The sequence below is a fragment of the Pseudomonas sp. B611 genome (assembly GCF_055407965.1).
Window position 1 is genome coordinate 69606 of sequence record NZ_JBUZST010000005.1, and the last position, 13672, is coordinate 83277.

Annotated in this window: 14 protein-coding genes; all 14 read right to left on the reverse strand. The window is 62.4% G+C overall.

Features of this window, described 5'->3' with window-relative positions; genetic code table 11:
* Positions 1–174 precede the first annotated feature (174 nt).
* Entirely contained in the window at positions 175–522 is a 348-nt protein-coding gene (locus tag ACZRMO_RS13065) for an Hpt domain-containing protein (RefSeq protein ID WP_017735214.1), read from the reverse strand.
* 30 nt (positions 523–552) lie between these two features.
* The gene (locus ACZRMO_RS13070; protein WP_463973122.1) at positions 553–2271 is read right to left on the reverse strand and encodes an ATP-binding SpoIIE family protein phosphatase; all 1719 of its coding nucleotides are present in this window, start codon (positions 2269–2271) and stop codon (positions 553–555) included.
* Positions 2268–2573 (reverse strand): STAS domain-containing protein, encoded by a 306-nt coding sequence (locus ACZRMO_RS13075; RefSeq protein ID WP_463973123.1) that lies wholly within the window; start codon positions 2571–2573, stop codon positions 2268–2270. Before ACZRMO_RS13075 ends, ACZRMO_RS13070 begins: the two co-directional genes overlap by 4 nt.
* Before the next feature lie 200 nt (positions 2574–2773).
* The gene (fliJ, locus tag ACZRMO_RS13080) at positions 2774–3223 is read right to left on the reverse strand and encodes a flagellar export protein FliJ (protein ID WP_463973124.1); all 450 of its coding nucleotides are present in this window, start codon (positions 3221–3223) and stop codon (positions 2774–2776) included.
* A gap of 3 nt (positions 3224–3226) precedes the next feature.
* Positions 3227–4585 carry a flagellar protein export ATPase FliI gene (fliI, locus tag ACZRMO_RS13085; protein ID WP_448183628.1) on the reverse strand — a complete coding sequence of 453 codons (1359 nt, stop codon included), beginning with the start codon at positions 4583–4585 and terminating at the stop codon, positions 3227–3229.
* Complete coding sequence (gene fliH / locus ACZRMO_RS13090) at positions 4575–5339, reverse strand: flagellar assembly protein FliH (protein WP_207045215.1); 765 nt, start codon at positions 5337–5339, stop codon at positions 4575–4577. Before fliH ends, fliI begins: the two co-directional genes overlap by 11 nt.
* A 10-nt stretch (positions 5340–5349) precedes the next feature.
* Positions 5350–6369, reverse strand: coding sequence for a flagellar motor switch protein FliG (gene fliG / locus ACZRMO_RS13095; protein WP_017735208.1), 1020 nt, complete (start codon positions 6367–6369; stop codon positions 5350–5352).
* Positions 6362–8146, reverse strand: coding sequence for a flagellar basal-body MS-ring/collar protein FliF (fliF, locus tag ACZRMO_RS13100; protein WP_207045216.1), 1785 nt, complete (start codon positions 8144–8146; stop codon positions 6362–6364). The genes fliG and fliF overlap by 8 nt, the downstream gene beginning before the upstream one ends.
* A 16-nt stretch (positions 8147–8162) precedes the next feature.
* The gene (gene fliE / locus ACZRMO_RS13105) at positions 8163–8492 is read right to left on the reverse strand and encodes a flagellar hook-basal body complex protein FliE (RefSeq protein WP_017735206.1); all 330 of its coding nucleotides are present in this window, start codon (positions 8490–8492) and stop codon (positions 8163–8165) included.
* Between the two features lie 131 nt (positions 8493–8623).
* Positions 8624–10000 (reverse strand): sigma-54-dependent transcriptional regulator, encoded by a 1377-nt coding sequence (locus tag ACZRMO_RS13110; protein ID WP_207045218.1) that lies wholly within the window; start codon positions 9998–10000, stop codon positions 8624–8626.
* Positions 10001–10006: 6 nt separating this feature from the next.
* Complete coding sequence (locus ACZRMO_RS13115) at positions 10007–11197, reverse strand: sensor histidine kinase (RefSeq protein ID WP_463973320.1); 1191 nt, start codon at positions 11195–11197, stop codon at positions 10007–10009.
* Positions 11198–11307: 110 nt separating this feature from the next.
* Positions 11308–12780 (reverse strand): sigma-54 dependent transcriptional regulator, encoded by a 1473-nt coding sequence (locus ACZRMO_RS13120; RefSeq protein ID WP_463973125.1) that lies wholly within the window; start codon positions 12778–12780, stop codon positions 11308–11310.
* A 170-nt stretch (positions 12781–12950) separates the two neighbouring features.
* A complete protein-coding gene (gene fliT / locus ACZRMO_RS13125) occupies positions 12951–13247 on the reverse strand; it encodes a flagellar protein FliT (RefSeq protein ID WP_463973126.1) in 297 nt (98 codons plus the stop codon).
* A 25-nt stretch (positions 13248–13272) separates the two neighbouring features.
* Positions 13273–13662 carry a flagellar export chaperone FliS gene (fliS, locus tag ACZRMO_RS13130; RefSeq protein WP_463973127.1) on the reverse strand — a complete coding sequence of 130 codons (390 nt, stop codon included), beginning with the start codon at positions 13660–13662 and terminating at the stop codon, positions 13273–13275.
* Positions 13663–13672 lie beyond the last annotated feature (10 nt).

Genomic DNA, 13672 nt, shown 5'->3' on the forward strand with positions numbered 1-13672 from the left:
GCATGGGGTCGGGGATGCAGTATTGGGAGATAGAGCAAGAGTCGGGCCAGGTTGATCGTTCCCACGCTCTGCGTGGGAATGCCGCCCTGGACGCTCCGCGTCTGCTCATCAAGTCGTGACGCGGAGCGTCACAGGATGCATTCCCACGCGGAGCGTGGGAGCGATCGTGCGCGGTCAGAGCTGGAAGCGCTGGCGCTCCGACTCGTACAGCGGCCGCACCAGCGCAAATTCGTGATCGATCTGATCCACCAGCTCACCCAAATCACTGCCAGGCGCTTGCGCCGACTCCGCCTCCAGCCGCTGGCACAACTGCGCCAAGCGAACTGCACCAAGGTTGCCGCTGCTGCCCTTGAAGCTGTGGGCGATGCGCCCGAGCGCCTTGGCGTCATCCCGTGCCTTGCGCAGCGCTTCGACGCGCTTTTGCGAATCGTCGAGGAAGGTATCCAGCAACCGCGGATATTCACCTTCCATCACTTCCTGCAAACCCGATAGCACGTCCGGGTCCAGATGAATCTCAGCCACTTGTTCGCTCCTTGATCAAGAATCGGCGGATTATGCCTGAGCCTGCCACGAAAACTCCACGCAGACGCTACGCCCGCCATCGGACCAGTGCACGTCACCGCTCAATTGACGCACCAGGTTCAGCCCACGGCCCGACAAGCGATCAACCTCCAGCGGGCGCGCCAGCACCTGTTCCACGTCAAAGCCGGCGCCGCTGTCTTCGATACGCAACGACATCTGCCCGCCCGTCGCCGTCGGCACCACCTGCACATGCACCCGCACATAACCGCTGCTCAACTGCGCCAACCGCTCGTTGCGCTGGCGATAGTAGTCGGCAAAGCCGTGCACATCGCGCTTGAGCCGCGAGTCCAGGCCCAGCACGCCGTGCTCCAGGGCATTGGAATACAGCTCGGCCATCACGCTGTACAGCGCCCCGCTGCGCTCGCGCAGGCCGTGGATTTCCAGCAACAGTTGCAGCAAGTACGGCAACGGGTTGTAGCGCTTGAGGGTCTCGGCGCGAAACTCGAAACTCACCGACCAATCCAGCGGGCACGACTGGCTGCTGTCGGTATACAGCGGCCCCGTCGCGCGCAGGGATTGCCCGGCTTGCAGGGTGATTTCCACCATGCTCACGTCATCGCGCGCTTCACCGCGAAACCCGGCGAGGGCTTGCTCGATCTCGGCAAACAAGCGGTCGGGCTCGCGGTTGGCGGCAAACACTTGATGCAAACGCTCGGCGCCGAACAACTGGTCATTGCTGTCCGCCGTGTCGAGCACGCCATCGGAGAGCAAAAACACCCGGTCGCCCAGGGCCATCGGCCACACCTCGGTGCGGTCATCGAAGGCTTCGGCCGACAGCACGCCCAACGGCAAATGCCGCGGCACCAACGCCGTGCGCTTGCCGCTGGCGACTTCATGCACATAGCCTTCAGGCATGCCGCCGTTCCACACTTCCACCACGCGGCGCTGGGTGCTCAGGCACAACAGGGTGGCGCAGCAGAACATATCCACCGGCAAGATGCGTTTGAGCTTGACGTTCATCTCCCGCAGGATCTGCGCCAGCCCGTAGCCCTTGGCGGTCATGCCGTAGAACACTTCCGCCAGGGGCATGGCGCCCACCGCCGCCGGCAAGCCGTGGCCGGTGAAGTCGCCCAGCAACACATGCATATCGCCCGACGGCGTATAGGCCGCCAGCAACAGGTCGCCGTTGAACAGCGCATAGGGCGATTGCAGGTAACGGATATTCGGCGCGGCGTTGATGCAGCCCGAATGCGCGACCTTGTCGAACACCGCCTTGGCCACCCGTTGCTCATGCAGCAGGTAGTCATGGTGCCGGGCGATCAGGTCGCGCTGTTGCAACACCGTGGCCTGCAAGCGGCGCAGGCGATCCATGGCGTTGATCTTCGCCGCCAGGATCAGCGGGTTATAGGGCTTGGCCATGAAGTCATCGCCGCCGGCATCCAGGCACTGGGCCAGGGCCGAGCTCTCACGCAGGGAGGTGAGGAAAATCACCGGCACCAAGGTTTCGCCGGCCAATTGCTTGATCTGGCGTGCCGCTTCAAAACCATCCATCACCGGCATCAGCGCGTCCATCAACACCAGTTGCGGGCGCTCACGGGCAAACACTTGCACCGCGTCCAAGCCGTTGCTGGCGGTGAGCACCTGATGGCCCTGGCGCCGCACGATGGTGGACAACAACAGCAGGTCGGTGGCGCTGTCTTCGGCGATCAGCACCGTCAGCGGCTCAAGCACGGGGGCCAGGCTGCTCAACTGATGTCGAACAGTTTGTCGAAGTTGGAGATGGCGAGGATCTTGCGCACATCGGAATTGCTGTTGACCACCTGCACGTCCGCGTTGTCACCGCCGGCATGATCACGCAACAGCAGGAGCATGCCCAGGGCCGAGCTGTCCATGTAGGTGGTGTCTTTCAGGTCGACCACGTACAACTCGGGCACCTTGTAGAAACGCTCGTAGGATTCGCGAAACGCCTGGTGGCTGCCGAAATCGAACCGGCCCTTGATGGCGATCGTCAACTTCTTCCCGTCCAGGGATACTTCTGACTCGACTGACATGTGACTGCTTCCTTGTCATTGGCGGTAGACAAAGGTTTAGCAGTTGAACGGGGTCTGAGCAACGCCACCAATCAAATGTGGGAGCTGGCTTGCCTGCGATAGCGGTACATCAGCCAAAGATGAGCCAACTGGTACACCGCTATCGCAGGCAAGCCAGCTCCCACATAAAGCCAGCTCCCACAGTAGAACGGTGGTGGTCTTTAGTACTGGGATTGACGGGGCAGGCGCTGTGATAACTCATCCAGCAGCTTCTGCTCACGCTTGTCTTCCAGCGCCCGCGCTTCGTCGATATAGCGCTGCACCAGCTTGCGCAACCCCTCGACCCGGGCATACGCCTGTTGCCAGCTGTCGCGGGCCTTTTCGAAGTTGTTCTGGTGCCAGAGCAGGCTTTGGCGCTGCTGGTCGACGGCCGTTTCCAGCTGGCTGAGAAAGCCCTGGTAACCCATCAACCATTGGCCCGACACGCCCTTGGTGCCGCGTTCGATCCACTGTTGCTGGTATTCGCCGCGAAAGCGCTCCAGGTCGCCCAGTTTGCTTTCTGCCAGGCGCACCTGGCCCTGAAAATACCCCAGGCGCTGCACCGCGGTTTTTTCGGCCTTTTCGGCCATGTCCACCACTGGAGCCAGGCGTGAAGAACGGGAGCTGGCCATGGCTTAGCCGCCCGGTGCCGGGGCGAAGATCGAGTTCAGGTGCGACTCACTCTCGGCCATGCTGATCTTGTCGTTAAGGCCCTGGCGCAGGTAGGTCACCAGTTGCGGTTGCAAGGCAATCGCCAGGTCGGTGTCGCGGTCGCCACCGGCCACATAGGCGCCGACGCTGATCAAGTCGCGGCTCTGCTGATAGCGCGACCACAGCTGCTTGAACTGCTGGGCACGGGCCATGTGCGTGGGCGTGACCACCGACGGCATCACCCGGCTGATGGACGCTTCGATGTCGATGGCCGGGTAGTGCCCCTCCTCCGCCAAACGCCGCGACAGCACGATATGGCCGTCGAGCACGCCTCGCGCCGAGTCGGCAATCGGGTCTTGCTGGTCATCGCCTTCGGACAATACGGTGTAGAACGCGGTGATCGAGCCACCCCCGGCCTCGGCGTTACCGGCGCGCTCCACCAGCTTGGGCAGCTTGGCGAACACCGACGGCGGATACCCCTTGGTCGCGGGCGGCTCGCCGATGGCCAGGGCGATTTCCCGCTGGGCCTGGGCGAAACGGGTGAGCGAGTCCATCAGCAACAGGACGTTCTTGCCCTTGTCGCGAAAATATTCGGCGATGCGCGTGCAGTACATGGCGGCGCGCAGCCGCATCAGCGGCGCATCATCCGCCGGCGAGGCGACCACCACTGAACGCTTGAGGCCTTCTTCGCCCAGGCTGTGCTCGATGAATTCCTTCACCTCGCGGCCCCGTTCGCCGATCAGCCCGACCACGATGATGTCGGCCTCGGTAAACCGGGTCATCATGCCCAGCAGCACCGACTTACCCACGCCGGTACCGGCAAACAGACCCAGACGCTGGCCGCGCCCGACCGTCAACAAACCGTTGATGCTGCGAATGCCCACGTCCAGCGGCTGGCTGATGGGGTTGCGCTTGAGCGGGTTGATGGTGGGGCCGTCCATCGGCACCCAGTCTTCGGCTTTCATGCCGCCCTTGCCATCCAGCGCGCGGCCGGCGCCGTCGAGCACACGGCCGAGCATGCTCATGCCCATGGGCAGGCGGCCGGTGTCGGCCAGGGGCACCACGCGGGCGCCGGGGGCGATGCCCGCCAGGCTGCCGACGGGCATCAGGAATATCTTGCTGCCGGAAAAGCCCATCACTTCGGCTTCGACCTGCACCGGGTGGTAGCTGTCGTCGTTGATCACCAGGCAACGGCTGCCCATGGCGGCGCGCAAGCCTTCGGCTTCGAGGGTCAGGCCGACCATGCGCAGCAAGCGCCCTTCGAGGATCGGCTGGCCGGGCAACTCCGTGGCCTCGGCGTAACCGCTCAGGCGCTTGGCGAAGCTGGTGCGATCAAGGCGCATCGGGGGCGTCCAGGTCCACGCTCAAATCCGGCTCGGCCGGGTTCAGCACCTGCTCGTGGGCCTGGTCCAGCAGCTTGGCCATGATCTGGCTGATGCGGGTTTCCACCGTGGCATCGATGCGGCTGTGTTCGGTCTCGACGCGGCAACCACCGGGCTGCAACGCCGCGTCTTCGACAATGCGCCAGGTTTCTTCATGGCGCTCGCGCAGGGCTTTGACCTGTTCGAAATCCTGCGGGTTGATGTACAAGCGCACATTGCCAACGCCCAGGGGCAACAGCTTGAGGGCTTCACGCATGACGCTTTCGATATGGCTGGAATCGAGCACCAGTTCGCGCTGGATCACCTGGCGGGCGATGTGTTCCACCAGGCCGACCATGGATTTTTCCAGCTGCGAATCCTGCTCGGCAATCGGGTCGAACAGGCTGCGCATCAAGCGTTCCAGGCTGCCCAGCTTGACGCTCAGGGCGGCCTCGGCTTCCTGGCGGACCTTGAGGGTGGAGCTGCGAAAGCCGTCTTTTTCCCCGGCGGCGAAGCCTTCGTTGTAGGCCTCCTGGCGGATGCTTTCCAACTCTTCGAGGGTCAGTGGCTGGACTTCGTCCAGCGGCACTTCTTCCATCTCCACCGGCAATTCGGGTTCCGGCTCAGGCTCGGGCTCCGGCACATGCGGGTCGAAGCTGGGCAACGACCAGATGTCGAACCCGCCGACATCCCGCGCGCGAATCAGATCGCTGGGCGTCTCATCTTTGTTCGACATGGGGCGCGCCTTAGATCATTTCTTCGCCGCCCTTCCCGCCGAGAACGATTTCTCCGGCTTCGGCCATACGGCGGGCAATGGTGAGGATTTCTTTCTGCGCCGTTTCCACGTCGCTGACGCGCACCGGGCCCTTGGCTTCGAGGTCGTCGCGCAGCAGTTCGGAAGCACGCTTGGACATGTTCTTGAAGATCTTCTCCTTGACGCCTTCGTCCGAACCCTTGAGGGCCAGCACCAGCACGTCGGAGGACACTTCGCGCAGCAACGCCTGGATGCCACGGTCGTCGACATCGGAGAGGTTGTTGAACACGAACATAAGGTCTTCGATCTGGCCGGACAGGGTGTCGTCGATCTCGCGGATCGAGTCCATCAACTGGCCTTCGACCGAGCTGTCGAGGAAGTTCATGATGTCGGCGGCACGCTTGATACCACCCAAGGTGGTGCGCGCGGCGTTGGAGTTGCCGGAGAACTGCTTCTCCAGGATCGTGTTGAGTTCTTTCAGCGCCGCCGGCTGCACGGTGTTCAGCGACGACACGCGCAGGATGATGTCCAGGCGCACTTTATGGTCGAAGTGGCCAAGCACTTCACCGGCCTGGTCCGGGTCGAGGTACGCGACGACGATGGCCTGGATCTGCGGGTGCTCGAAACGGATCACATCGGCGACGGCACGCGGTTCCATCCACTTGAGGCTGTCGAGGCCACTGGTGTTGCCGCCCAGCAGGATGCGATCGATCAGGCCGTTGGCCTTGTCTTCGCCCAGGGCCGAGGTGAGCATCTTGCGGATGTAGCTGTCGGAGCCGACGCCCAGGCTGGTCTGGTCGCCGACGATCTCGACGAACTCGCTCATCACCTGTTCGACTTGCTCGCGGTGCACATTGCGCATTTGCGCCATGGCCACGCCGACGCGCTGAACCTCTTTGGGGCCCATGTGACGCAGCACTTGGGCGGCGTCGGTCTCACCGAGGGACAGCAGCAGAACCGCCGCTTTGTCGACCTTGGTGAGCTTGGCAACAGCGGCTCGATTATCACTCATCTGCGTTGATCCACTCTTTCACGACCTGGGCCACACGGCCCGGGTCTTCTGCCACCAGACTTTTGATTGCATTCAACTGCGCGTCGTAACCTTCGCTCGGGCTTGGCAACAGGATGCTTTGCGGGCCGCCGAGGCTGACGCGGTCGTTGGCCAGTTCGCCATCCAGGCCGCCCATGCCACCCAACTCGACGTCGCTGCCACCAAAGGCTGCCAGTTGTTTCTTGCTGCCGTTGCCGGTGATGTTGTTGAGCACCGGGCGCAGCACACCGAATACCAGCACCAGGATGAACAACACACCCAGCACTTGCTTGACGATGTCCCAGAACCACGGCTGCGTGTAGAACGCCGCTTCGGCGATCACTTCGCCACGCTCGGCGGAGAACGGCATGTTGATCACGCTGACGCTGTCGCCACGGCTCGCGTCGAAACCGACCGCGTCCTGCACCAGGCGGGTGAAGCGCGCCAATTCATCGGCGCCCCACGGCGCACGGGTGATGGTGCCGTCTGCCGCGTTGACCTTGACCTGGTCATCGACCACCACCGACACCGACAGGCGATTGACGCGGCCCTGTTGCTGCTTGGTGTGGCTGATGGAACGGTCGAGCTCGAAGTTCTTGGTGGACTGGTTACGCTTGTCCGCCGGGTACGGGGCGAGCATCGGCTGGCCGGTGGCCGGGTCCATGATCTGCTGGCCGTTGGCGTCCAACAGCGGTTGGCCCGGGGCGATGGCGCCAGCGGTGGCTGCGGCGCCACCGGTGGTTTGCGGGGCCGAGGCTGGCGCAGGCGGCTGGTTGCTCAAGGCACCCGGTACGCCTTGCGGCGGGCCATTGGCGGCGGTGCGTTGTTCGCTGGTGGACTGCTCGCTGCGCAGCGCGGGCTGGTCCGGGTTGAATTGTTCGGAGGTCGACTCGACGGCGCTGAAGTCCACATCGGCCGACACTTCAGCCTTGTAGCGGTCGTTGCCGAGCACCGGTTGCAGAATGTTGTGCACGCGCTGGGTGAGCATGCTTTCCATGCGGCGGCTGTAGTCGAACTGCTTGCCGGCCTGGGTCAGCGCGGAGTTCTCGGCCATGTCCGACAGCAGGTTGCCCTTCTGGTCGACCACGGTGATCTGCGACTTGCTCAGCTCAGGAACGCTGGTGGCCACCAGGTTGATGATCGCCAGCACCTGGCCAGGCTCGAGGGAGCGGCCGGAGAACAGCTCCACCAACACCGAGGCGCTTGGCTTGCGTTCGTCACGCACAAATACCGAGCTTTTCGGGATGGCCAAGTGCACGCGGGCGCCCTTGACGTTGTTCAGGCTGGAGATGGTGCGGGCCAACTCGCCTTCCAGGCCACGACGGTAGCGGGTGGCTTCCATGAACTGGGAAGTCCCCAGGCCCTGGTCCTTGTCGAGGATTTCAAAACCGATATTGGCGTCGGACGGCGTGACGCCGGCGGCGGCGAGTTTCATGCGCGCACGGGCCACGTCGTCGGCCTTGACCAGCAAGGCGCCGGAGTTGGGCTCGACGGTGTAGGCGATGTCGGCGGCGGCGAGGGTTTCCATGATCTGCTTGGAATCCATGCCCGCCAGGCTGCCGTACAACGGCCGGTAATCAGGTTGTTGCGACCACAACACCACGGCAAAACCAATCGCCACGCTGGCAGCCAGGCCGACCATCAGGCCCACCTGACGCAACATGGTCATTTCCGAGAGGTTTTCCAGGAACGACAGGCCAAACAGCGGCGGCTTGCCGTCTGCCTTGGCGGGTACGTTGTCGGAGACTGCTTCTGCCATGACTTAAATCTCGTCCTTAAACCGGCATCTGCATGATGTCTTGATAGGCTTGAACCAACTTGTTACGCACCTGGGTCAACGCCTGGAACGACACACTGGCTTTTTGCGAAGCGACCATCACATCGGTGAGGTCCACGCCGCTTTTGCCGATTTCGAACGCGGTGGCCAACTGGCTGGAGGCTTGCTGGGTGTCACTGACTTTATTGATCGCCTGGCCGAGCATGTCGGCGAAGCTGCTTTGGCCCAATTCCGGCGCTTGCGCGACGGATTTCGGTTGAGCCATGGCATCCATTTGCATGGAGCGCATATCCAACATCAACCGATTGAACTCAATACCCTGGCTCATGACCTTCTCTCTCCGACAACCCGCAAATTTTTGACACTACGCCGCAATTACTAGGGGAAGTAGCAACAAGGGTGCCAGCTCTGTATCGATTCGTAAGAAAAGGCGACAAACCTTGTCGGCCTTGGTACCAGCTAGGTAGCAAACAGATACGCTTCCACATCCATCCCCGCATCACGCATCTGCGCCAGCTTGTAGCGCAGGGTGCGAGGGCTGATGCCCAGGCGTTCGGCGGCTTCTTTGCGGCGGCCGCGCTCGGCGCGCAGGGTGTCGATGATCATCTGGAATTCGCGGCGGCGCAGGTCGTCGCCCAGCGCACCGGCAGACTCAGCTTCGGCCAGCACCGGCGCGGGTGCCAGGCTCGGCAATGGCGCCGCGCCGCTGCCCATGGCCAGGCAGAAATCCTGGGGCTGAATCAGGCCGCCCTGTTGCAGGATCAGGGCGCGCTGGATCGCATTGTCCAACTCACGCACGTTGCCGGGCCACGGATAGCCGATCAGGCAGGCCTGGGCCTCGGCCGACAGGCGTGCCTGGGCATGCTTCATTTTTTTGACGTGGTTGTTCAGCAGGCGCTCGGCCAGCGGGATGATGTCGGCCGGGCGTTCACGCAGTGGGCGCCAGGCCAGGGGGAACACCGACAGTCGGTAGAACAGATCCTCGCGGAAGCGCCCCGCCGCCACTTCGCCGGCGAGGTCGCGGTTGGTGGTGGCGACCACACGGATATCCAGCTGGATCGGCTTACGCGCGCCAACGCGCTCCACTTCACGCTCCTGCAACACGCGCAGCAACTTGGCTTGCAGGCCCAGGGGCATTTCGGAAATTTCATCGAGCAGGATCGTACCGCCGTCGGCTTGTTCGAACTTGCCCGCCTGGGCCGCGATGGCGCCAGTGAACGAGCCCTTTTCATGGCCGAACAAGGTGGCTTCAAGCATGTTGTCGGGGATCGCCGCGCAGTTGATCGCCACAAACGGCTGGCTGGCGCGGCTGGACTGCTGGTGAATGTAACGCGCCAGCACCTCCTTGCCGGTGCCGGACTCGCCGGAGATCAACACCGTGGAATCGCTGCGCGCCACACGGGCGGCCAGCTCCAGCAATTGCGCGCTGGCCGGTTCGAAGGCAATCGGGCCCTCGCCATCGCTGGCCGGCAGTACGCCGAGGGCATGGCGGGCCACCAGTTCGATCAAGGCTTTCGGTTCGAACGGCTTGACCAGATAATCCGCCGCGCCTTGGCGCATGGCGTCTACCGCGCGCTCCACGGCGCCATGGGCGGTCATCAGCAGCACCGGCAATTGCGGCTGACGTGCGCGCAGCAGGCCGAGCAACTGGTGGCCGTCCATGCCGGGCATGTTGACGTCGCTGACCACCAGGCTGAAGGGCTCCTGTTCCACCGCGTCCAAGGCTTCCTCGGCTGAACCGACCGCCCGATAGTCATGGCCCGCCAACAGCAGCGTGTCAGCCAATGCCTCACGCAGGGCGCGATCGTCTTCTACCAATAAAACCTTGATTGCCATGTTCGCTTACTCCGCGCTTGCCGCGCCTGAAAACAGCGGCAAGGTCATCAATGCACAGGTGCCACGCCCCAACCGGGAACGCAGCTGCAATTCTCCCTGATGGGCACGTGCGACGGCCTTGACCACGGTCAGGCCAAGGCCCGTTCCGTTGGTCTTGGTGGTGAAAAAGGGTTCGCCGAGGCGCTGCAGCACCTGCGGGTCGATGCCGCTGCCGCTGTCACTGATGCACAGGCGCAGGGTTTGCGCGCGGCTGTACAGGTGAATCTTCAGGCGCGCGCCGGGGGCGCTGGCCTGGGTGGCGTTTTCGATCAGGTTGAGCAAGGCGCCGACCAGGGTGTCGCGATTACACAGCAACTCGCCGAAGTGGCTGTCGCATTGCCAGCGTACTTCGGCACCCTCGATATGGGTGCTCGCGGCGGCTTGCAGGGCGCGCATCAGGTCGGCCGGGGTGACGCGGTCGGTCAGCGGCAATTCGCCGCGGGCGAACACCAGCATGTCACGCACCTGGTGCTCCAATTCGTGCAGACGCTCCTTGAGCCTGCCAGCAAAACGTTGCTGGGTTTCTGGCGGCAGTTGCTCATCAGTCAAATGACTGGCGTAGATCAGCGCCGCCGACAGCGGCGTACGGATCTGATGCGCCAAAGAAGCGACCATCCTGCCCAGCGACGACAAACGCTCATGGCGCGCCAACTGGTCTTGCAGGTGTCGGGTTTCGGTGAGGTCGTTGAGCAGCACCAACTGGCCGGGCTCGGCATCGAGCGAGCGCGTGGCGATGGACAGGCGGCGCCCGTCTTTCAGGGAGATTTCATGGCCGTCGTCTTCACGCGGCGCGAAGCAGCGGGTGATGACATGGCGCCACAGCTCGCCTTCCAGCGGCAGGCCGAGCATGTCGCAGGCGGCCGGGTTGGCTTCGCGCACGCGGCCGTCTTCGTCAATGACGATCACGCCACCGGGCAACAGCGACAACAGGTTTTGCAGACGGTTGGCCAGGCGCTCTTTCTCGGCCAGCTCTTCCATGCGCTGGGCACTGACCACAGCCAGCTCGCCTTTAAGCTCGGAAACCCGGGCTTCCAGCAGGCTGTAGGAGTCTGTCAGTTGGCTGGACATCTGGTTGAACAGCGAAAAGGCCTGTTCCAGGCCATTGCGGCTGAGCTGCTCGGCGTCAGGCGTCGAAGATAGTTGGGCGGCGTGGGGCATCATGCTCTCTCGCTTGGCTGACCGTCAGTTAAACGGAACGTTGCGAGAGCTGTAGCAATACTTGTGCCGAAAAAAAACCGCTGATTAATCAGCGGTTTGTATTTTAGGCGTCAATCATCTGCCTGTTCATCGCCATCTCGACGGCTCATGCCGTACTTGCGCATCTTCTCCACCAGGGTGGTGCGGCGGATACGCAAGCGCTCGGCGGCGCGGGCGACGATGCCGTTGGCGTCGTCCAGAGCCTGTTGGATCAGGCCTTGTTCCAGGTTGCCGAGGTAGTCCTTCAAGTCGAGACCTTCCGGCGGCAGCATGGCAGTGGAAGCGAAGTCCGGGGTGTGGCCGTTGATCGCTACACGCTCTTCCATGTCGCTGCGGATGTCGTTGAGCTGCTCGTCTTCATCATCGACATAGCGGAATTTCTTCGGCAGCTCGACCACGCCGATCACACCGTAGGGGTGCATGATCGCCATGCGCTCCACCAGGTTGGCCAGCTCGCGCACGTTGCCCGGCCAGCCGTGGCGGCACAGGGACATGATCGCGGCGGAATTGAAACGGATCGAACCGCGTTTCTCGTGCTCCATGCGCGAGATCAGTTCGTTCATCAGCAGCGGGATGTCCTCCACGCGCTCACGCAGCGGGGCCATCTCGATTGGAAAGACGTTGAGGCGGTAGTACAGGTCTTCGCGGAAGCTGCCCACCTCGATCATGCTTTCGAGGTTCTTGTGGGTGGCTGCGATGATGCGCACATCGACGCTCTGGGTCTTGTTGCTGCCCACGCGTTCGAAGGTACGTTCCTGCAACACACGCAGCAGCTTGACCTGCATCGGCAGTGGCATGTCGCCGATTTCGTCAAGGAACAGGGTGCCGCCGTTGGCCAGTTCGAAACGCCCGGCACGGCTGGTGATCGCCCCGGTAAAGGCGCCCTTCTCGTGGCCGAACAATTCGCTTTCGAGCAGCTCTGCCGGGATCGCCCCGCAGTTGACCGGCACAAAGGGCCCGTCGCGGCGCTTGGAGTGATAGTGCAGGTTGCGCGCGACCACTTCCTTGCCGGTGCCCGATTCGCCGAGGATCAGCACGCTGGCGTCGGTATCGGCCACTTGCTGCATCATCTGGCGCACGTGCTGGATCGCACGGCTGGTGCCGACGAGGCTGCGGAACAGGTTGGGTTCACGGTGGCGACCGCGCTCGCGAGCCTGGTCGTACATCTCGCGATAGACCTGGGCGCGGTGCAGGGAATCGAGCAATTTGCTGTAGCTGGGCGGCATTTCCAGGGTGGACAGCACGCGGCGGCGCTGGTCTTCAGGCAGCTCGCCGGAAGAAATATCGCCCATCAGCAACACGGGAAGGAACTCATCCCAGGTAGACAGTGTCTTTAACAAGCCCAAAACAGCGCCAGGAGCGTTTACCGTCCCGATCAGCACACAAATGACTTCACGGCTCGATGACAATGAGCTGACCGCCTGCTGCCAATCATGGCTGCCGCAGGGCAGATTTTCTTCGCCAAGAAAATTCAAAATCACCGCTAAATCGCGGCGGCGGACGCTATCGTCATCAATCAGCAGAATTTTGGTTTCACGCCACATGCAATAGCAACTTCCCTAGTAAAACTTCCTGCCCAAGAATGAGGGCAATCAAGACGCTTGTACGATTTTGTACCTTACTAGACGTCTGAAATCTGAAAACAGCACTAGTTAAGTCAAAAATGCTGGCACAGTCAAATATATGACGCACCGTTCGGACCAACTGACGCTATTCAGCCGAACAGATGGTAAACCTTTGACGCATTTTTAGCTTGGTTGATCTGCGACATCTCTTCAAAAATCGCCTGTCTTTCGCCCGTCGTCACTTCCAGCAACTGCTGATACACCGCCAGCAGACTCTCCAGCTTCTCGCGCAGCGCATCTTCGTCCACCGGCGCCTCGCTGAGCACCTCATCGATCACCGCACGGCAGCCCAGATCCAGCTCACCGACAGCATCCCAATTGCGCTCGGCCAACGCGCTTATCAGGGCGTCGCGGGCTTCATCGATGCGTTGCAGTGCGTGGCTCATGATGTGTACCTCAAGGCGCTTGGCCTTATTGTGGAGCGATGGCATCCCAGCCACTTTTCACGGTAATCAACAGGCGTGCGACTTCGTCGATGATCTCCGGGTCGCTGCTCGCATTGGCTTGGGCCAGGCGCGTGTTCATGTACTCGTAAAGGCTGTCCAACTGCTGGATCGCAGCCGGATCTTCCGCCTTTTCTTCGTCCAGGCCCTGACGCAGACCGGTGATGATGTCGATGGCCTTGGTGATCAACACACACTTCTGTGCGACATCACCACGAGACATGGCACCCTTGGCCTGCGCCAGGCGATCAAGACCACCCTCTAGCAGCATCTGGATCAGGCGGTGAGGACTGGCCTCGGATACCTGAGCGTGGGAATTGACCTTCTGGTACTGACGAAGGGCTTTCATCGGATTCATCTTGCTACCT